The organism is Variovorax sp. GW823-FHT02B07, from assembly GCF_058797695.1.
In genome coordinates this window covers 1,377,048-1,396,021 of sequence record NZ_JBXAJX010000002.1, presented here as the reverse complement: position 1 = coordinate 1,396,021, position 18,974 = coordinate 1,377,048, and the positions used below count along the sequence as shown (strand labels likewise).

The window sequence follows — 18,974 nt, the reverse complement described above, 5'->3', positions numbered from 1 at the left end:
TAAAAGACAAATGACCCACGTCGTCTCCGAAGCCTGCATCCGTTGCAAATACACCGACTGCGTGGACGTTTGCCCCGTCGACTGTTTCCGCGAAGGTCCCAACATGCTGGTGATCGACCCGGATGAATGCATCGACTGCGCCGTCTGCATCCCCGAATGTCCGGTCAATGCGATCTACGCCGAGGAAGACCTGCCGGCCGACCAGATCGCCTTCATCAAGCTGAACGCCGAGCTGGCCCTGGCCGACGGCTGGAAGAGCATCACCAAGCGCAAGCCCGCCCTGCCCGAAGCTGAAGAGTGGAAGGACAAGACCGGCAAGATCTCGGAGCTGGTGCGCTGAGCCAGGCGCCCGCACCGATCGAGACCGACGCGCTGATCATCGGCGCCGGTCCGGTCGGCCTGTTCCAGGCCTTCCAGCTGGGCCTGCTCGAGATTTCCTGCCACATCGTCGATGCGCTGCCCGCCGCGGGCGGCCAGTGCGTGGCGTTGTACGGCCACAAGCCGATCTACGACATTCCCGGCACCCCGGTCACCAGCGGGCGCGATCTGGCGCAGTCGCTGCTGCAGCAGGTGGCGCCGTTCAAGCCGCAATTCCACTTCGGCGAGCAGGTTTCTACGCTGGCCCGCCAGACCGACGACCGGCTCTTGCTGACCACCTCGGCTGGCACGGCCTTCCTCGCGAAGACCGTGTTCATCGCGGGCGGCGTGGGCGCCTTCGTGCCCAAGCGCATCGCGGTCGACGGCATCGGGCAGTTCGAAGGCTCGACGCTGTTTTATCACCCCGATTCGCTCGACCGCTTCGCCGGCCAGACGGTCGTGGTCAACGGTGGCGACGACATCGCGCTGGAAACGGCCATTGCCCTCACGACCCTGGCCAAGCAGGTGACGCTGGTCCACCGCCGCGACGGCTTCCAGGCCGACGAAGCGAACGTGGCCGCCATGCGCGCCCTCGTGGCCGACGGCAAGCTGGCCTTCCGGGTCGGCCAGCCGAGCGCCTTCGACGGCAAGCAACTGCAGATCACCACGCCCGACGCCACCACGGTCGACCTGCCGCTCGACGCGCTGGTCGCCTGCCTGGGCATTTCGCCGCGCCTGGGCCCCATCGCCGACTGGGGCCTCGAGCTGGAGCGCAAGCAGGTGCCCGTCGACACCGAGAAGTACGAAACCCGCGAGCCCGGCGTGTTCGCGGTGGGCGACATCAACACCTACCCGGGCAAGAAGAAGCTCATCGTCTGCGGCTTCCACGAGGCCACGCTGGCCGCCTGGGGCGCTGCCGCGCGGGTGTTTCCGGGCAAGGCGATCCCGCTGCAGTACACGACCACCAGCACGCGCCTGCACGAGCTGCTGGGCGTGGCGGGCACTACCCCGCGCTGAGCAGCAGCGGCCGGTAGGCCTCGATGAAGCTGCCCACGGCGGCGACGTAGCGGTCGATATCCTGCGCCGACAACGGCAGCGAGAGCACGACGAATCCACGCGGCGAGGTGTAGATCCCCTCACTCAGCAGGTGGAAGAACAGCAGCTGCCGCAAGCGCCCATCCACCGCCGCCAGGTCGGCCACCCGCCGCACCTCGCCCCGCAGGAAATGCGCATTCATGAGCGAGCCCACGCCGGTGAACTGCATCGCGACGCCTTCGCGTTCGCACAGCGCATTGAGCCGTGACCGCATCGCCTCGCCGCGCTCGGCCAATGCTGCTGCCGCCTCGGGCGTGAACAGCTGCGTGAGGCCCGCATAGCCGGCCGCCATCGTCATCACGTTGTTGTTGAAGGTGCCCGAGTGCGCAAGCGCCCCGGTGCGCGGGTCGAACTGCGCCATCACGTCAGAGCGCCCACCGAAGGCGCCAAACGACATGCCGCCGCCGATGTACTTGCCCAGCGTCGTGAGGTCAGAGCGAATGCCCAGCCCGTTCGCCAGCCCGTGCAGCCCCAGCCGCGAAGTCATCACCTCGTCGAAGACCAGCAGCGCACCGACCCGCGTAGCCCCATCACGCAGCGCCTGCAGGAAGTCGCGCCCGCCCGGAATGCAGCCGCTCGCGCCCTGCATCGGCTCGACCAGGATGGCAGCGATGTCCGCGCCGTGCGCATCGATCTGCGCGCGCGCCGTGTCCGCGTCGTTGTAGGGCAGCACGAGGAAGTCGAAAGGCACGGTCGTCGGCGATGGCTGGTCGCCGAAACCGAGCACGCCGCCGTGGTACCCGCCCGAGAACACGACGATCTTGCGCCGCCCCGTGAAGCGCAGCGCGGCCGTGAGCGCCATCAGGTTCGCCTCGGTGCCCGAGTTGGTGAAGCGCAGCTGCTCGACCTGCGGAAAGCGCTCGCAGATCGTCTGTGCGAGCCGGCCTTCGAGCAGGTTGTGGCCCGTGAGGTTGATGCCGCCCTGCATCGCCTCGATGACCGCCTCGCGAATCTCGGGTGCCGAATGGCCGTAGACGCCGGCCGTGTACTCGGCGATGAAATCGGTGTAGCGGTGGCCGTCCGCGTCCCAGAGCGTCGCACCCTCGCCCTTGGCGATGGTGAGCGGGAACGGTGCATAGAACAGCACCGATCGGCTGTTGGCGCCGGGCATGTAGCGCGTCTGTGCCTCGAAGCGGCGCAGGCTTTCGGGGTTGCCGTCGGTGAAACGTTGATGGGCCTCGGCCAGGGCCTGATCGATGGCGGTCGTCATGGGAGACATCCTTTGAGAGTGGAACGTGCCGAGAGCGCTCGGCCCGTTTAATTGATCAATGCTCAATTAATAATATTTATACAATCAATTCACCCGCTGCACAATGGCCCCATCCATGAAGAAAAAAGCCCCCGAGCCTCGCCCCCGAACGGCCGGCCGCCCCGCCGGCGGTGCGGCGTTGTCGAAGCAGCGCATCGCCGAAGCCGCGCTGGCGCACATCGACGCCTTCGGCCTCGGCGCCTTCAGCATGCGAGAGATCGCGGCGCAACTCGGCGTGTACCCGGCCACGGTGCACTGGCATGTCAGCACGCGCGAGGCCCTGCTGGCCGAAGTCGCCGCCACGGTCATGGCGCAGGTCACACCGCCCAAGGGCACGCTCGCCTGGCAGGACTGGATCGCCGAGCTGTTCCACCGCTGCCGCGCCGCGGTGCGGCAGCACCCGAACGTGGCGCAGCTGCTCGGGGCGCAGCTGGTGTCGAACGGCAGCCTGCCGACCGAGCTGGTCGAAGGCGTGCTGGCGGCGCTGACCGAGGCCGGCTTCGACGGCGAGCCGCTGCGCGAGGCCTACAACTGCGTGATCGCCGCGATGCTGGGCTTTTTGACGATGGAGTTCTCGCCCCTGCCCGCCGACAACACGCAGGCCTGGGCCGAAGAGCTGCGCGAGCGCGTCCACACGATCCGCCCGCTCGACCATCCCGTGCTTTCGCGCCACCTGCCGCAGCTGGCCAACAAGGCCTTCATCCTGCGCTGGGACAACGGCACCACCGTGCCGCTCGACAGCAGTTTCGAGCGGCACATCCAGATCACGATCGACGGGTTGGAGGCTTTCGCGCGCAGGCTCAAGCCGGCGCAGTGAGCGCGATGCGCAGCAGCGCGTCCTTCAGCCACAGCACGCCCGCGTCGGAATTCGAGCGGCGGTTCCAGCAGACGACCGAGCGGTAGCCCGGCAGCTCGAAGGGCAGCGGGTGCACCGCGAGGCGATCGCGAAAGCGCTCGGCCACGCGCAGCGGCAGCACGGCCACATGGTCGGTCTGCGCCAGCAGGTCGACGATCTGGCCGAAGCTGGTCATCGCCACGCGCATGCTGCGCGTGCGCCCTTGCCGCGCCAGCACCTGATCGATGAGGTCGTCCAGCGCCGAACTGCCGTAGCCCAGGAACACGTGCGGTGCTTCGCAGAAGGCATCGAGCGTGGCCGCCTCGCCGAGCGTCGGATGGCCGCGCCGCACCGCGACCACGTAGCGGTCCTCGTACAGCAGCGCCGATTCGCAATCGCTCGGCGGCTGCAGGCGCGGCAGCACGGCCACGTCGAAGTCGCCCTTGCGCAGGCGCTCGGTGAGCGTGAGGAACGAGCTGGTCTCCCAGTGCAGGCGGATGCGCGAGCCGCAGGCCACGAGTTCGTTGGCGAGCGTCGGCAGCAGCAGGTGGCTCGCGTAGTCGCTGCCCGAGATGCGAAAGATGCGCTGCGACGACGCCGGCTCGAAGCCCTCGCCGGGCTCCAGCATCGCGGACAGGTCGGCCAGCACGCGCTCGACCTGGCCGGCCAGCGCATGGGCGCGCGCCGTGGGCTCCACGCCGTGCGCCGTGCGCGTGAACAGCGGATCGCCGAAGGTGTCGCGCAGCCGGTTGAGCGAGGCACTCACCGCCGGCTGGCTCAGGAAGAGCCGGGTCGCCGCACGCGACACGCTGCGTTCGCGCATCAGGGCATCGAAGGTCCGCAGCATGCCGACGTCGAGGCTGCGGATATCACGTTGGGCCATATCTCATATTCAAAGCTTCGAATTGCCCACGGGGCAGGCTGTCCGTATCGTCCAGCGCACAAGTACAACACGACTGGAGACACGATGAATCGGTTCAGACCCTCGCCGCCCGAGGCACACGCGGCGAACAAGACGTGCACCACGCGCCGCCATGCACTCGGTGTGCTCGGTGCCGGCTTCGCGGCCCTCGCCGCAGGCCCGGCCTTCGCACAACCTGCGCCCTTTCCGAACCGCGTGGTGCGCATCGTGCCCTTCGGCTCGCCCGGCGGACCAATGGACGCCATCGCCCGCGTCTACGCCGAGAAGCTCAAGGCGCGCTGGAACCAGCCGGTGATCGTCGAGGCCCGGCCTGGCGCCAGTGGCACCATCGCCGCCGACGCCGTCGCCAAGGCGGCGCCCGACGGCTACACGGTGCTGCTCACGCTGCCGCTCACGCACATCAACAACGTGGTGCTGCAGCCCAAGCTGCCTTATGACCCGGTGAAAGACTTCGAGCCGCTGTCGCAGCTGGCCACGGGCGGCCCGATGCTCATCGCCCGCGCCTCGGCGCCCTTCTCCACCGTGCGCGAGTTCGTGGCCTACGCCAAGGCGCATCCCGGCGTTTCGTACGGCACCTGGGGTAACGGCTCCAACGCGCACCTGTTCGGCGAACTGCTGGCGCGCCAGAACCACATCGACCTCGTGCACGTGCCCTACAAGGCCGAGGCCGCCGCGCACAACGACATGTTCGGCGAAGCGCTGGGCGTGGCCTGGGCCAACCCCGCGACCGCACGCGGCCTCGCACAGGCCGGGCGCATCAAGGTGCTGGGCATCACGGGCCGCCAGCGCGTGCGCTCGATGCCCAACGTGCCGACCTTCACCGAACAGGGCTTCGCAGGCTTCGACCTCGACAGCTGGATCGGCGTGTATGCGCCCGCGCGCACGCCGCAGCCCGTGCTCGACGAATGGTCGCTCGCGCTGCGCGAGATCACCAAGCTGCCCGACATCCAGGAGCGGCTGGCCGGCTACGGCTTCGAGCCGCTGGGCAGCACGCCCGCCGAATTCCGTGCCGGCTACAAGGCCGACTTTCCCCGCGTGGCGGACCTGATCAAGGCCGCAGGAGTCACCCCCGAATGAGCGCAGTCGTCCCGCCCTCCGCCACGTCCGAGTGGCAACCCATCGCCTTCGACACCGGTACCGCCTACGGCCGCAAGGCGCCGAGCCACAAGCCCGAGCTGACCGAGGTCGGCGCCGGCACGCCCATGGGCGAGCTGCTGCGCCGCTACTGGCACCCCATCGGCCTGGCCGCCGACGCCACCGACACGCCGCGCCAGGTGCGCGTGCTGGGCGAAGACCTCATCCTGTTCCGCGACAAGAAAGGCCGCGCGGGCCTTGTGCACTGGCGCTGCGCGCACCGCGGAGCGTCGCTCTACTACGGGCGCGTGGAAGAAGAAGGCATCCGCTGCTGCTACCACGGCTGGATGTTCGACGTGCAGGGCCACTGCGTCGACCAGCCCTGCGAACCCGATGGCGGCGCGCGCAGCCGCGGCCGCGTGCGCCAGCCCTGGTACCCGGTGCAGGAGCAGTACGGCCTGGTCTGGGCCTACCTCGGCCCGGCCGACAAGAAGCCCGTGCTGCCACGCTACGACTGCCTCGAAACCATGGACGACGGCGAGACCCTGGAAGCCGACGGCAACAGCATCGGCGGTGGCGGGCCGCAGGTCATTCCCTGCAACTGGCTGCAGCACTACGAAAACGTGGCCGACCCGTTTCACGTGCCCGTGCTGCACGGCAGCTTCAGCGGCACGCAGTTCGTGGCGCTCATGGGTCAGATGCCCGACGTGAGCTTCGAGAGCACCGAGACCGGCGTGACGATCACCTCGATCCGCACGCTCGAAGACGGCAGCACCTTCCGCCGCGTGGCCGGCCCCGTGCTGCCGACGCTGCGCGTGGTGCCCAACCCGCGCGTGGCGGCCTACGGGCGCGTCGAGTCGATCGGCTGGGTGCTGCCGATCGACGACAACAGCTTTCGCATCTACACCGTCGGCCGGGTGAAAACCCCGGGCGATCTCGCCCGCGTGCGCTCGCGCCTGAACGGCAAGCTGTGGGAAGAGCTGAGCGAGGCCGAACACCGCGCCTTCCCCGGCGACTACGAGGCGCAGGTGAGCCAGGGCGCCATCACGGCGCATTCGGAAGAGCACCTGGCCTCGTCCGACCGCGGCATCGTGATGCTGCGCCGGCTGCTGCAACGCCAGCTCGACGCGCTGCGCGAAGGCCGCGACCCGGCCGGCGTGAGCTTCGACCCCGCGGCGCCGCCCGTGCAATTCGAGGCCGGCAACTTCCTCATGCCCAAGGAATGAATGGCGTGTCGACCGGCGCAAGCATCGCGGTGCGGGTGGCGCGCAAGACGGTCGAGGCCGAAGGCGTGGCCGGCTTCAGGCTGGTACCCGTCGACGGCGAGCGCTTGCCGGCGTTCACGCCGGGCGCGCACATCGACGTCGCACTGCCCGGCGGGCTCGTGCGCCAGTATTCGCTGTGCAACGCATCGGCCCCTGGCGACGAGGGGCACTACGAGATTGGCGTGTTGCGCGACGCCGCCTCGCGCGGCGGCTCGCGGGCCATGCATGACATCGTCCATGAAGGCTCGGTGTTGCAGATCGGCCCGCCACGCAACCTCTTTGCGCTCGACGAAAGCGCAACGCACAGCCTGCTGCTGGCCGGCGGCATCGGCGTGACGCCACTGCTGTCGATGGCGCAGCGGCTGGCCGCGCTGGGGGCCGACTTCGCGCTGCATTGCTGCAGCCGCTCGGCGGCGCGTACGCCCTACCGGCGCCGGCTCGAAGACCGCGCGTTCGCGCACAAGGTGTTCTTCCACTACGACGACGGCCCGCCCGCGCAGCACATCAACCTCGCCGCCACCCTCGGCCGTCCGGCGCCGGGCCGGCACGTCTATGTCTGCGGCCCCTCGGGCTTCCTCGAGGCCGTGCGCACGACCGCACGTGCCCTGCATTGGACGGACGCGCAGGTGCACTTCGAATCGTTCTCGGGCGCCGCACCGCCGGCCGATGGACAAGGCAGCTTCGAGGTCGAACTGCACCGCTCGCGCCGCGTCGTCCGTATCCCCGCGACGATGACGGTACTGGACGCGCTCGCCGCCGAGGGCATCGAGATTCCGATCTCGTGTGCGCAAGGCGTCTGCGGCACCTGTCTCACGCGTGTGCTCGCAGGCGAGGTCGCGCACCACGACCTCTATCTGACACCCGCCGAGCAGGCGGCCAACGACTGCTTCCTGCCCTGCTGTTCGCGGGCCCGCTCACCGAGGCTGGTGCTCGACCTCTAGCAGCTCGTAGAGCACCATCCGCGTCTGCCGCCCTCGCAGCTCGATCTGCTCCTCGATGCGCCGCGTGGCCAGGCGCCCGCCCAGCCCTTCGAGGGTCGCCTCGGACATCAGCGTGCGCGTGCCCAGTTGCTTGTTGGTGCCCTCGATGCGGCTGGCCGCATTGATCACGTCGCCGAGCGCCGTGTACGACAGCCGGTCGCTCGAGCCGAGCACCCCGGCGATCACGATGCCGGTGTGCATGCCGATGCGCGTGCGAAAGGGCTGCAGGCCCTCGGCCTGCCAGCGGCGGTTGAGCTCGGTCATCTCGGCGTGCAGTTCGAGCGACGCCACGCAGGCGCGGTACTCCGCGTCGGGCAGGTCGGTGGGCGCGCCCCACAGCACCATGATGCCGTCGCCCATGAACTTGTCGATCACGCCGCCGTGGCGCGCGAACACGCGGGTGGCGAGGTTGAAGTAGTCGGTCAGCTGCCGCATCAGCACGTCGGCCGGCATCGATTCCGCGATGGCCGTGAAGCCCTCCACGTCGGTGAACATCGCGGTGACCCGGCGCGGTGACCCGTTGGGTTCGAGGGCGTGCCCTTCGGCGATGAGCTGGCGGATCACGTCCACCGGCACGAACTTGCGAAAGGCCTGCAGGCTGCGCGCGGATTCGTCCAGCGCCTGGTTCAGGTGCTGGATCTCGAGCACGCGGCTCGACTCGCGCGGCAGGTCGTCGAGCTCGAGCCGCCCGATGCGCCGCGCCGTGCGCGAGAGACTTTCGATGGGCGCAGTCACCAGCTTCGACAGGCGCAGCGAAATGAAGAGCGCGATCGCCAGGAACGCCAGCACCAGCAGCAGCGACCACAGCACGTTGCGATGCAGCGCACCCAGCAGCGCCTCTTCGGGCTCCCAGCTCACCAGATGCCAGTCGGTGGCGGGAATGCGCGAGGTCTGCACCTGGTAGTGCATGCCCTCGTGCACGAGCGCAAAGGCCATGTCCTCGGTCCAGCCGCGGCTGCCGTTGGCCAGCATGTGGGTGTGCAGCGCACCGAGCACGCCCTCGTCCGGGTCTTCGAGCACGCGCACGGAATGCGGGTGGTCGCTGCGCGCGATCACGTGGTGGTCGGCACTCAACAGCGCGCTGTGGCCGTGGCCCGTGCCGCCGAACAGGCGCACGAGGTTGGAGAGATGCCCCAGCGACACGCTGGCGACCGCCACCATCGTCTGCGTGACGCCCTCCTCGTCCTGCCGCCGGCTCGGCCGCGCGTGGCTCACGCCCAGCTCCTTCATCGAGGGCAGCACGAAGGGCGCGGTCCACACGGCGCGCTGCGCCTTCTCGGCCTGCGTGAACCAGTCTTGGTGCACCGGGTCGTCCTCGCTGCGGAAGGCCTCAATGCGCGTCGTCTCGTAGCGCCGCCGCGGGTCTTCGTCGTCGTCGCTGTCGGGCGGCGACTTGTACTCCCAGGTCTCGGTGCTGAAGTCTTTCTCGCGCAGCACCTGCCGCACCACCGGCGCGGGGTGGCGCATGGCCATCAAGAAATGGCCGTCGTCGCTGCCCACGCCGATGCTGTCGATTTCGGGTGTCTGTTCCAGCGCGGCCCAGAGCAGCTCGGCGGTCTGCTCGCCGTCGTGGCCCGCCGGGTGCAAGTCGGGCGTGTGGGCGATCGCGCGCACCAGGCCCTCGGTCTTGGCCAGGAAGGCGAGGATGTTGTCCTCGACCCGGTCGTGGTTGACCTTGTGCGCCGACTCGCCCACCTTCGACACCAGCTTCTCCGCCCCCCAATAGCCGAAGGCCACCAGCAGCAGCGACTGCAGCAGCGCGACCGCGCAGATGATGGTGCCGACGTCGACGCGGAAGCGCCTCAGCCGCGCGTGGGGTGCGGGCGATGAGGCCGGTGGTTCCGGGTGCTTGCGGTCGTCTGTCATGTGCGGGGAGCCTCCAGGGCATTCGAAGGCGCCCTCGTGGCGGAGATTCTCACCCGGGCCCGGGGGCCCGCGGACCGGCGCATCACGGGTCGGCCGACATCTGGACGACGACCGGCCCGCTTGCCGCTACGCCGCTGTCTTTGAGAAGTCAGGGGCCCGCTTCTCGGCGAACGCCGTGAAGGCTTCGCGCGCTTCGGGACTCTGGAGGCGCTCCACGAACTGCGCGCCTTCGAGGTCCATCTGGGCTGCAACGGCCGCGCCCTGCTTCATCAGGCCCTTCGTCAGCTTCAACGAGCCCGCGGCACGGCTGGCGAGCAGCTCGGCAACCTTCTGCGCCTCGCCGTGCAGGTCCGACACAGGCACGACCCGGTTCGCGATGCCCCAGGCCAAGGCCTGCGCAGCGGACACCGGCAGGCCCAGCGCAAACATCTCGTAGGCACGAACGTGGCCGATGCGGGCCGGCAGCAGCAGGCTCGACGCCGCCTCGGGGACCAGCGCCAGATTGACGAACGGCGTGGACAGCAGCGCATCCTCAGCCAGCACGACGAAGTCGCAGTGCAACAGCAAGGTGGTCCCCACGCCGACTGCGCGCCCGTTGACCGCCGCGATCAGCGGGCGTGTCGAACTCGCCAGTGCACGCAGGAAGCGAGCGACATGGCGTTCTTCGTTGTCGGCCTTGCCGGCAGCCACGGCAGCGAATTCGCCCAGGTCGTTGCCCGAGGTGAACATGCCGCCTTCGCCTCGAATCACGATGGCCCGCACGGACGGGTCGCTCTCGGCGCCTGCGATGGCATCGGCCAGGCGGCCATACATCGCATTGGTCAGAGCGTTCATCTTCTCCGGCCTGGCCAGCGTGAGGGTCAGGACACTCCGGGTGGATTCGACGATCACGTGTTCGGTCATAGGTTCTCCTGGTTGCCCGCTCGCACCGTGCGAGAGGGATGGAATTTAATTCGCACGCGAAGTATATGCTTCGTGTGCGAAATAAAAAATGGATAAGATGTAACCTGCCGCGCCTTCGCTCAGGCCACAGGAATCCGATGAAAGCTCAAAAAAAATACAGGCTGGTGTTTCTTCTGAACGTCGCCCAGCGGGCGGTGCAGCGCTGGAAAGAAACCCGCGGCGACGCCCTGCCCGCGCTGTCGGCAGCCCAGGCCGGCACGATGTTTTTCCTGTCGACCAACGATGGCGCCCTGACGGGAGAAGTCGCGCAGGCACTGAACATCGGTGCCCCGGCCATGTCCGGCCTTGCCGCCCGGCTCGAAAAGGCCGGCTACCTGACCCGCGCGCAAGACCCGAACGACGGGCGCGCATTCCGCCTGTACCAGACCGAGGAAGGACGGCTTGCCGGACAGCGTGCAAAGGCCGGGCTCGGCGCGTTGAACGCACGGCTGACCCAGGGTTTCAGCGACGAAGAGATGGCAATCGTCGGCCGGTGGCTCGAATCGGTGGTCGAGAATTTTTCCGCCGAGGGCGCGGGAAAGCACGAGGAATAGGCCCTCGGTCCCGGCACGCCATCGGTGCGGCGAGTGCAAGGCCCGCTGTGGCCGGATTCTTCCGTGCGCAGGAACTTTTCGGTGCGTCCGCGACACACGCGCCTAAAATGACATTTCGCTAGGGGTGCTGCACCGGTTTCGACCGGTGTGGCTGAGAAAGTCCCTTTGAACCTGACTGAGGTAATCCTCGCGCAGGGAAGCTGGTCCGGTGGCCTGTCGCGTTGTCTCGCGTGACGGCCACGCCACTGGAGCCTCGCCCACCTGCCAAACCTTTTGCACTGGAGCAAACGGATGGCACACAACGACAACGACAGTTCCGCTTCGTCCGGCAACGAAGCGCTCACGCCCCTGCCCGCCTCCCGGCGCGTCTTCGGCTGGCACGACCACGCCTCGCTGTGGTTCAGCCTCGGCGTGGGGCTGCTGGTGATGCAGATCGGCGCCTACCTGGTGCCGGCCGTGGGCACGCGCGACGCGGCGCTAGCCATCGTGCTGGGCTCGCTGCTCGGCGCCGGGCTGCTGGCCTGGACCGCGCGGCTGGGCTGCGAAACCGGGCTGGCCAGCGCCGGCCTGATGCACGCCACCTACGGCAGCGCCTTCGCGCGGCTGCCGGTTCTGCTCAACATCGTGCAGCTGGTGGGCTGGACCACCTTCGAACTCGTGATCATGCGCGAGGGCACGCAGGCCATCGGGCAGCAGGCCTTCGGCCCCGCGCTCGGCACGGCCTGGGGCGGCGTGCTGACCACGCTGCTGTGGGGCGCGGTGCTGCTGGCCCTGCTCGCGGGTTCGATGGTCAAGCTGGTGCGCCGCTTCGTGAGCCGCTTCGGCCTGCCGCTGGTGGTGCTGTCGCTGCTGTGGCTCAGCTGGCAGTTCGCCACGCGGCTGCACGCCAAGGGCCTGGACGCCTTCTGGGCCCGGCCCGGCGACGGCAGCATGGGCATGTTCAGCGCGCTCGACCTGGTCATTGCGATGCCGGTGTCGTGGCTGCCGCTGGTGGCCGACTACGCGCGCCACGGCAAGCGCAGCGCCGGGGGCGGCCTGGGCAGCGCGTTCAGCGGCACCTGGATCGGCTACGCGCTCGCCAACATCTGGTGCTACGCGCTGGGCGTGATGGTGGTGAGCGTGGCCGAGCCGGGCACCAGCCTCGTCACGGCGCTGCTGCTGGCCCAGGGCGGGCTGGTGGCGCTGGGCCTGATCCTCATCGACGAGCTCGACAACGCCTATGGCGACGTGTACTCGGGCTCGGTGTCCACGCACAGCCTGCTGCCAAGCTGGAGCGTGAAGCGCTGGGGCCTGCTGCTGGCGGTGCTGTGCATCGGCCTGGCGCTGGTGCTGCCGATGCACACGCTCGAACCCTTCCTGCTGCTGCTGAGTTCGGTGTTCGTGCCGCTGTACGGCGTGATCCTGGGACGGCTGGGCAGCGGAAGTGCCGTGTCGGCGAACGGCACGCGCACCATCGACTGGGGCGCGGCGCTGATCTGGCTCGCGGGCATCGCGGCCTACCACGCGCTCGCCAAGTGGGCGCCGCAGTTCGGCTCGGCGTTGCCGACGCTGGCGGCGACCTTCGTGCTGGCCTGGCTCAGCCGGCCGACAGCGGCAAGCGGTGGGTCGGCACTGGCGCAAAGCCGTGGTTGAGCGGACCGTGGCCCGCGCCCACCTGCACATCCGCACCGGCGCGCATCGCGCCGAGGATGTACGCGCGTGCGCGCTCGACCGCCTCGGGCAGCGCCAGGCCCAGCGCCAGATGCGCGGCGATGGCCGACGAGAGCGTGCAGCCGGTGCCGTGCAGGTTGCGGCTGGCAATGCGTTGCGACGCGAGTCGCTTGCGCGCGCCGCTGCGCTCCAGCAGCACGTCGACCACTTCGTCGCCCGGCAGGTGGCCGCCCTTGAGCAGCACGGCCTTGGCACCGAGCGCGAGCAGTTCGTCGGCCGCGCCGTCGAGCGCGTCGATGCCGCCGATGGCGTGGCCGACCAGCAAGGCGGCTTCGTCGAGGTTGGGCGTGACCACCACGGCGCGCGGGAACAGCTCGCGCACCAGCACCTGCACGGTCTCGGCCGCGATCAGGCGGTCGCCGCTGGTGGCGATCATCACGGGGTCGAGCACCACGTTCTTCAGCTGGTAGCGGTCGATGGCCCAGGCCACCACCTCGACCACCTCGGGCGCGTGCAGCATGCCGAGCTTGACGGCGTCGACGCCGATGTCTTCCACCACGGCCTGGATCTGCGCCTTCAGGAAGTCGGGCGGCACGCCATGGATGCCCGAGACGCCCACCGTGTTCTGCGCGGTGAGCGCGGTGATGGCCGTCATGCCGTAGCAGCCGAGCGCCGCGAAGGTCTTGAGGTCGGCCTGGATGCCGGCGCCGCCGCCGCTGTCCGAGCCGGCGATGGAGAGCACGCGTGCGTAGCGCTGGGTGGGTGCTTGGGTCATGTCGAAAATTATCGGCGAGCCGACGGAGGCGCCGCATGAGCGCACCGCATCCCCTGCCTTTCGGCTCGGCGGCGATCCTCGGCGCGGGCCTGATGGGTCGCCTGATGGCGGTCACGCTCGCGCAGGCCGGCTGCAAGATCGACCTGTACGAAGCCGGCAGCCCAGAGGCCGAAGGCGCGGCCGCGCGCGTGGCTGCGGCCATGCTCGCGCCGCTGGCCGAATCGGCCGTCGCGCCGGTGTCGGTCGTGCGCATGGGCCAGCACGCGCTGTCGCGCTGGCCCGAGCTGCTGGCGCCGCTGGCGCAGCCCGTGTTCTTCCAGCGCGAAGGCACGCTGGTGCTGTGGCACCGGCAGGACGCCGCCGAAGCCACGCGGCTCGCGGGCGTGCTGGCGCGCACCGGCGCGCAGGTGCCCGAGCTGGCACCGATGCAGGCGCTCGACACGCCCGCCGCCATCGCCGCGCTGGAGCCCTCGCTGGGCACGCGCTTCGCGCGCGGCCTGTACCTGCCGGGCGAAGGCCAGCTCGACAACCGTGCGCTGCTGGCGTCGCTGCGCGCCACGCTCGAAGCCGATGCGCGCGTGACGCTGCACTGGCAGTCGCCGCGTGCGCCTTCCGACTTTTCGCCCGGCACGACAGGCCAGCCCGAGTGGGTAATCGACTGCCGCGGCCTCGGTGCCAAGCCGCAATGGAATGCGCTGCGCGGCGTGCGCGGCGAGGTGATCCGGGTGCATGCGCCCGAGGTCACGCTGCAACGCCCCACGCGCCTCGTGCATCCGCGCTACCCGCTGTACATCGCGCCCAAGCCCGACCACCTGTTCGTGATCGGCGCGACCGAGATCGAGTCGGACGACATGTCGCCCGCCAGCGTGCGCTCCACGCTCGAGCTGCTGAGCGCGGCCTATGCGGTGCACAGCGGTTTTGCCGAAGCGCGCATCGTCGAGATCGCGACGCAATGCCGGCCCACGCTGCCCGACAACCTTCCCGCCATTCGCCAGCCGCAGCCGCGCGTGCTGCAGATCAACGGCCTGTACCGCCACGGTTTCATGATCGCGCCCGCCCTGCTCGACGCGGCGATGGAACTGCTGGCGCACGGCCGCGCCACGCTCGCACGCGGCTTCGGCATGGACGTGCCCGACGCATGACCACAACATCGACGATGAACATCCTGATCAACGACAAGCCCTGCACGCTGCCCGAGGGCGCGCTGCTCGCCGATGCGCTCGCCGTGCTGCAGGCCGTGCCGCCTTTCGCGGTGGCGGTGAACCGCGAGTTCGTGCCGCGCTCGGCCTATGCCACGCACCCGCTGCACGCCGACGACCGCGTCGAGGTGATCCGCCCGGTGACCGGCGGCTGAACGAACGCACCAGAGACAAGACGATGGAGACGACAACCATGACCAATCCCGATCCCCTGGTCCTCTACGGCCAGACCTTCCACAGCCGCCTGCTGCTGGGCACCGCGCGCTACCCGTCGCCCGACGTGCTCGAAGCCGCCGTACAGCGCGCCCAACCCGCGATGCTGACCGCCTCGCTGCGCCGCCAGACCGCCAGCCAGGGCTCCGGCAACAGCGACCTCGGCAACGGCTTTTGGGAGCTGCTGCGCAAGCTGGCCGTGCCGGTGCTGCCCAACACCGCCGGCTGCCACAGCGTGCAGGAAGTGATCGCCACCGCGCAGATGGCGCGCGAGCTGTTCGACACGCCGTGGATCAAGCTCGAGCTCATCGGCGACGACTACACGCTGCAGCCCGACACGCTGAACCTCGTCGATGCGGCGTCGCAGCTGATCCGCGACGGCTTTCACGTGCTGCCGTACTGCACCGAAGACCTCGTGCTGTGCCAGCGCCTCGTCGATGTCGGCTGCCAGGCCGTGATGCCGTGGGCCGCGCCCATCGGCACCGGACGCGGGCCGGTCAACCCGTATGCGCTGCGCCTGCTGCGCGAGCGGCTGCAGGTGCCGATGCTGGTCGACGCGGGCCTCGGCCTGCCCTCGCATGCGTGCCAGGTGATGGAGTGGGGCTACGACGGCGTGCTGCTCAACACCGCCGTTGCGCTCGCACAGGAGCCGGTCGCCATGGCCGGCGCGTTCGCCGATGCGGTGCAGGCCGGCCGCGCTGCTTACCGCGCCGGTGCGATGGCCGCACAGGACGCCGCGCAGCCCAGCACGCCCGTGCTCGGCACACCCTTCTGGCACCACGCACCATGAACGCCATCGACACCTCCAACGCCCGCGCCGTGGCACAAGCCATCGTCGCGGTCCACGGCCTGCGCTTCGGCGCGGCAACGTCCACGGCTGTGAGCGGCGCGCCGCGCTTTTCGTCGGACGACGCCATCTACCGCGGCGCGAAGCAGGCCTGCACCGCACTCGGCTTCATCGAGATCGATGCCGAATGCCTCGCCCATGCGTGGCGTGCGCAGACCGAACGGCTCAGCCAGTTCGACGCCTCGGCATGGCCCGATGCGCCGGTCGACTTCGGCATGGGCCCGTTTCCGCCCACCGCGCGCGCCGACGCCTTTCCGCCCTGCCCCGAACGGCTCGGCCTTTACGCCGTGCTGCCCGATGCGGCATGGGTCGGCCGCATGGCGCGCGCCGGCGTGCCGACGGTGCAGCTGCGCTTCAAGTCGGACGACGCCGAGGCCGTCGCGCGCGAAGTGCAGGCCGCCGTCGAAGCCGTGCGCGGCACCGGTGCGCTGCTGTTCATCAACGACCACTGGCAGGTCGCCATCGCGGCGGGCGCCTACGGCATCCACCTCGGGCAGGAAGACCTCGACGCGCTGTCGCCCGATGAACTGCAGCAACTGCGCGCCTCGGGCCTGCGGCTCGGCGTGAGCACCCATGGCTACGCCGAGATGGTGCGCGCCGATGCGGTGAGCCCGAGCTACATCGCGATGGGCGCCATCTACCCAACCACGCTCAAGAAGATGGCAACTGCGCCGCAGGGCGTGGCGCGGCTCGCGGCTTACGCGCGCCTGCTGCGCGGCTACCCGCAGGTGGGCATCGGCGGCGTCGATGCCGTGCGGCTGCCCGAGGTGCTCGCCACCGGCGTCGGCTCGGTCGCCGTGGTGCGCGCGCTGGTCGCCGCCGACGACCCCGAGGCCACGGCCGCGCAATGGATGACGGCGATGCACGCCGCCCCCGGTTCCCCTGAACGCACAGAATGAACGCTCGACTTTTCTCGCACTCCCCGCTTTCGCGCGCGCTTGCCGCCGCCCTTCTCACTTTCGGTGCTTGCGGCGCGCATGCGCAATCGCAGTCGCAGGCCTTGCCCGAGGTCACCGTGAACGACGGCGCCGCCGCGCCGCAGGCCGAGATCAGCGGCTTCGGCGACGTGCCGCTGCGTGAGCTGCCGCTGTCGGCCACCGTGATCGACAGCCAGCAGCTGCGCAGCAGCGGCGCACGCCGCCTCGCCGACCTGACGCAGTTCGACGCCTCGGTCACCGACGCCTACAACTCCGCGGGCTACTGGGACTACCTCACGGTGCGCGGCTTCGTGCTCGACAACCGCTTCAACTACCGTCGCGAAGGCCTGCCGATCAGCGCCGAGACGGCGATCCCGCTGGACAACAAGGAGCGCATCGAGATCCTGCGCGGCACCAGCGGCATCCAGGCCGGCACCAGCGCGCCGGGCGGGCTCGTCAACTACGTCGTCAAACGCCCGACCGAGCAGGAGCTGCGCACCATCCGCCTCGAAACCACGAGCCGCGGCAGCGTGCTCAGCGCGCTCGACTTCGGCGGGCGCTTCGGCGAGAACCGCCAGTTCGGCTACCGGCTCAACGTGGCCGGCGAAAAGCTCAAACCGCTCACGCACAACCTCGACGGCAGCCGCCGTCTCTTCTCGCTCGCGGCCGACTGGCGCATCACGCGCGACTCGGTGCTCGAGTTCGAGGTGGAGCAAAGCCACAAGCAGCAGCCGAGCCAGAACGGCTACAGCCTGCTGGGCAACACGCTGCCCCGACCGGTCGATCCGCGCATCAACCTCAACAACCAGCCGTGGTCGCAGCCCTCGGTGTTCAAGGCGCTGACCGGCACGGTGCGCTTCAGCCAGGCACTGAATGCCGACTGGCGCTGGAGCGCGCAGATCGGCCAGCAGCGCCTGAAGACCGACGACCGGCTGGCCTACGCCTTCGGTTGCGGCGCCGAAGGCAACTACGACCGCTACTGCTCCGACGGCACCTTCGACGTGTACGACTTCCGCAGCGAGAACGAGCGCCGCACGCAGACCGCGGGCAGCCTGAACCTCAAGGGCAACGTGATGACGGGCAGCGTGCGCCACGAGCTGGGCTTCGGCCTGCTGCAAAGCCGCGTGCGCAACCGCTTCCAGGACCAGGCCTACAACTACGTCGGCACCGGCAACATCTGGGCCACCGCGATGACGCCGGCCGACCCGCGCCTGACCGACGCGAACACCAACCGCAACGAGCGCTCGACCGAGCTGTCGGTGCAGGACGCGATCCGCTGGAACGACCGCTTCACGACCTGGATCGGCGCGCGGCACACGCGGCTGTCGCGCGACAGCATCCGCACCGACGGCTCGCGCCCCACCAGCTACAGCGACAGCATCACCACGCCGTGGATCGCGGCCAGCTACACGATCCAGCCCGGGCTGCTCGCCTATGCGAGCTGGGGCAAGGGCGTCGAGTCGCAGGTCGTGCCGAACAAGAGTTCGCAGTACGCGAACGCGGGCGAGGCGCTGCCCGCGCTGCAATCGCGCCAGTGGGAGCTCGGCCTGAAGGGCGGCGACGCGGCGTTCAACTGGCAACTCGCGTGGTTCGACATCTCGCGCCCGATGACCAACCTCGACCTGTGCGGCGCGTCCTGCACGGTGCGCAACGATGGTCGCGCGGTGCATCGCGGCCTCGAAGCCGGCGCGCAATGGGCCGGCGGCCCGTGGCGCTTGGGCGGTAGCGTGGCACTCATCGACGCCAAGCGGCGCGGCAGCACGACCGCGCCCGAACTCAACGGACAGGCGCCCACCAACGTGCCCAAGCAGGTGCTGCGCGCACAGGCCGGCTACCGCTTCGCGTCGGTGCCGGGCCTCGAACTCGCGGGACAGCTGTCGTACGAAGGCCGCCGCAACGTGCTGCCCGACGGCTCGATCCGGCTGCCGTCGTGGACGCGCCTGGACGCGGTGCTGCGCTACGACACCAAGCTGGCCGGCATGGCCACGAGCTGGACGCTGGCCGTCGACAACCTGTTCGATCGCCGCTACTGGAAGGAATCGCCCTACCAGTTCAGCCACGTCTACCTGTTCCCGGGCGCGCCGCGCACGCTGCGCCTGGGCGTGAGCATCGCGATGTGACGACATGAATGGAGCGCTTCGTCTTCGTCATCGCGGCGTCGTTGCCACGAATTCGTTGCGCCGGCGCCGCGTTGTTTTGGAAGCCCCAAAAATCACGCTATAATCTAAGGCTTG

The 18,974-nt window shown here is 69.5% G+C and carries 18 protein-coding genes and 1 riboswitch; of the genes, 13 read left to right on the top strand and 5 right to left on the bottom strand.

Going from position 1 to position 18,974, the window contains the following annotated elements; all coding sequences use genetic code 11:
* The first annotated feature begins 10 nt into the window (after window positions 1–10).
* Window positions 11–340: a ferredoxin FdxA gene (gene fdxA / locus AC1RGU_RS17435; protein WP_062472491.1), complete on the top strand. Its 330-nt coding sequence runs from the start codon at window positions 11–13 to the stop codon at window positions 338–340.
* Window positions 298–1,374, top strand: a complete 1,077-nt coding sequence (locus tag AC1RGU_RS17430) for an NAD(P)/FAD-dependent oxidoreductase (protein WP_492697003.1) — start codon at window positions 298–300, stop codon at window positions 1,372–1,374. The genes fdxA and AC1RGU_RS17430 overlap by 43 nt, the downstream gene beginning before the upstream one ends.
* Here AC1RGU_RS17430 and AC1RGU_RS17425 read toward each other — a convergent pair.
* Window positions 1,361–2,662, bottom strand: a complete 1,302-nt coding sequence (locus tag AC1RGU_RS17425) for an aspartate aminotransferase family protein (protein ID WP_492697001.1) — start codon at window positions 2,660–2,662, stop codon at window positions 1,361–1,363. The two genes, AC1RGU_RS17430 and AC1RGU_RS17425, sit on opposite strands and share 14 nt — an antisense overlap.
* 115 nt (window positions 2,663–2,777) lie before the next feature.
* Here AC1RGU_RS17425 and AC1RGU_RS17420 point away from each other — a divergent pair, with 115 nt between their 5' ends.
* The gene (locus AC1RGU_RS17420) at window positions 2,778–3,518 is read left to right on the top strand and encodes a TetR/AcrR family transcriptional regulator (protein WP_492696999.1); all 741 of its coding nucleotides are present in this window, start codon (window positions 2,778–2,780) and stop codon (window positions 3,516–3,518) included.
* On the opposite strand, the gene AC1RGU_RS17415 is transcribed toward AC1RGU_RS17420, so the two are convergent.
* Window positions 3,502–4,419 carry a LysR family transcriptional regulator gene (locus AC1RGU_RS17415; RefSeq protein ID WP_369646872.1) on the bottom strand — a complete coding sequence of 306 codons (918 nt, stop codon included), beginning with the start codon at window positions 4,417–4,419 and terminating at the stop codon, window positions 3,502–3,504. The genes AC1RGU_RS17420 and AC1RGU_RS17415 overlap by 17 nt on opposite strands.
* 84 nt (window positions 4,420–4,503) lie before the next feature.
* On the opposite strand from AC1RGU_RS17415, the gene AC1RGU_RS17410 reads away from it, so the two are divergent.
* Genes AC1RGU_RS17410 through AC1RGU_RS17400 form a run of 3 tightly spaced genes read left to right on the top strand, consistent with a single transcriptional unit; the run spans window position 4,504 to window position 7,738 of the window.
* Window positions 4,504–5,535: a Bug family tripartite tricarboxylate transporter substrate binding protein gene (locus AC1RGU_RS17410; RefSeq protein WP_492696997.1), complete on the top strand. Its 1,032-nt coding sequence runs from the start codon at window positions 4,504–4,506 to the stop codon at window positions 5,533–5,535.
* Window positions 5,532–6,758 (top strand): Rieske 2Fe-2S domain-containing protein, encoded by a 1,227-nt coding sequence (locus AC1RGU_RS17405; RefSeq protein WP_492696995.1) that lies wholly within the window; start codon window positions 5,532–5,534, stop codon window positions 6,756–6,758. Before AC1RGU_RS17410 ends, AC1RGU_RS17405 begins: the two co-directional genes overlap by 4 nt.
* A gap of 5 nt (window positions 6,759–6,763) precedes the next feature.
* Window positions 6,764–7,738 (top strand): PDR/VanB family oxidoreductase, encoded by a 975-nt coding sequence (locus AC1RGU_RS17400; protein ID WP_492696993.1) that lies wholly within the window; start codon window positions 6,764–6,766, stop codon window positions 7,736–7,738.
* On the opposite strand, the gene AC1RGU_RS17395 is transcribed toward AC1RGU_RS17400, so the two are convergent.
* Together AC1RGU_RS17395 and AC1RGU_RS17390 are read right to left on the bottom strand one after the other, a co-directional pair.
* Complete coding sequence (locus AC1RGU_RS17395; protein WP_492697101.1) at window positions 7,712–8,272, bottom strand: adenylate/guanylate cyclase domain-containing protein; 561 nt, start codon at window positions 8,270–8,272, stop codon at window positions 7,712–7,714. The genes AC1RGU_RS17400 and AC1RGU_RS17395 overlap by 27 nt on opposite strands.
* A gap of 1,497 nt (window positions 8,273–9,769) precedes the next feature.
* Window positions 9,770–10,546 carry an enoyl-CoA hydratase gene (locus AC1RGU_RS17390; RefSeq protein ID WP_492696991.1) on the bottom strand — a complete coding sequence of 259 codons (777 nt, stop codon included), beginning with the start codon at window positions 10,544–10,546 and terminating at the stop codon, window positions 9,770–9,772.
* Window positions 10,547–10,683: 137 nt separating this feature from the next.
* On the opposite strand from AC1RGU_RS17390, the gene AC1RGU_RS17385 reads away from it, so the two are divergent.
* Window positions 10,684–11,139, top strand: a complete 456-nt coding sequence (locus tag AC1RGU_RS17385) for a MarR family winged helix-turn-helix transcriptional regulator (protein ID WP_062472473.1) — start codon at window positions 10,684–10,686, stop codon at window positions 11,137–11,139.
* A 110-nt stretch (window positions 11,140–11,249) separates the two neighbouring features.
* Window positions 11,250–11,354, top strand: a riboswitch (TPP riboswitch).
* A 76-nt stretch (window positions 11,355–11,430) separates the two neighbouring features.
* The gene (locus AC1RGU_RS17380) at window positions 11,431–12,771 is read left to right on the top strand and encodes a purine-cytosine permease family protein (RefSeq protein WP_492696988.1); all 1,341 of its coding nucleotides are present in this window, start codon (window positions 11,431–11,433) and stop codon (window positions 12,769–12,771) included.
* Here AC1RGU_RS17380 and thiD read toward each other — a convergent pair.
* On the bottom strand, window positions 12,716–13,564 hold the full coding sequence (gene thiD, locus AC1RGU_RS17375; protein WP_159276711.1) for a bifunctional hydroxymethylpyrimidine kinase/phosphomethylpyrimidine kinase: 849 nt from the start codon (window positions 13,562–13,564) through the stop codon (window positions 12,716–12,718). The two genes, AC1RGU_RS17380 and thiD, sit on opposite strands and share 56 nt — an antisense overlap.
* 35 nt (window positions 13,565–13,599) lie before the next feature.
* Between thiD and AC1RGU_RS17370 the strand changes: the two genes are divergently transcribed.
* The 5 genes from AC1RGU_RS17370 to AC1RGU_RS17350 are packed head-to-tail and all read left to right on the top strand — an operon-like array spanning window position 13,600 to window position 18,860.
* Complete coding sequence (locus AC1RGU_RS17370) at window positions 13,600–14,706, top strand: FAD-dependent oxidoreductase (protein ID WP_492696986.1); 1,107 nt, start codon at window positions 13,600–13,602, stop codon at window positions 14,704–14,706.
* A gap of 14 nt (window positions 14,707–14,720) precedes the next feature.
* Window positions 14,721–14,918, top strand: coding sequence for a sulfur carrier protein ThiS (gene thiS, locus AC1RGU_RS17365; protein ID WP_062472460.1), 198 nt, complete (start codon window positions 14,721–14,723; stop codon window positions 14,916–14,918).
* 38 nt (window positions 14,919–14,956) lie between these two features.
* Complete coding sequence (locus tag AC1RGU_RS17360; RefSeq protein ID WP_307693511.1) at window positions 14,957–15,766, top strand: thiazole synthase; 810 nt, start codon at window positions 14,957–14,959, stop codon at window positions 15,764–15,766.
* Complete coding sequence (gene thiE, locus AC1RGU_RS17355; RefSeq protein WP_492696984.1) at window positions 15,763–16,722, top strand: thiamine phosphate synthase; 960 nt, start codon at window positions 15,763–15,765, stop codon at window positions 16,720–16,722. Before AC1RGU_RS17360 ends, thiE begins: the two co-directional genes overlap by 4 nt.
* Complete coding sequence (locus AC1RGU_RS17350) at window positions 16,719–18,860, top strand: TonB-dependent siderophore receptor (RefSeq protein ID WP_492696983.1); 2,142 nt, start codon at window positions 16,719–16,721, stop codon at window positions 18,858–18,860. Before thiE ends, AC1RGU_RS17350 begins: the two co-directional genes overlap by 4 nt.
* The last annotated feature ends 114 nt before the right edge of the window (window positions 18,861–18,974 follow it).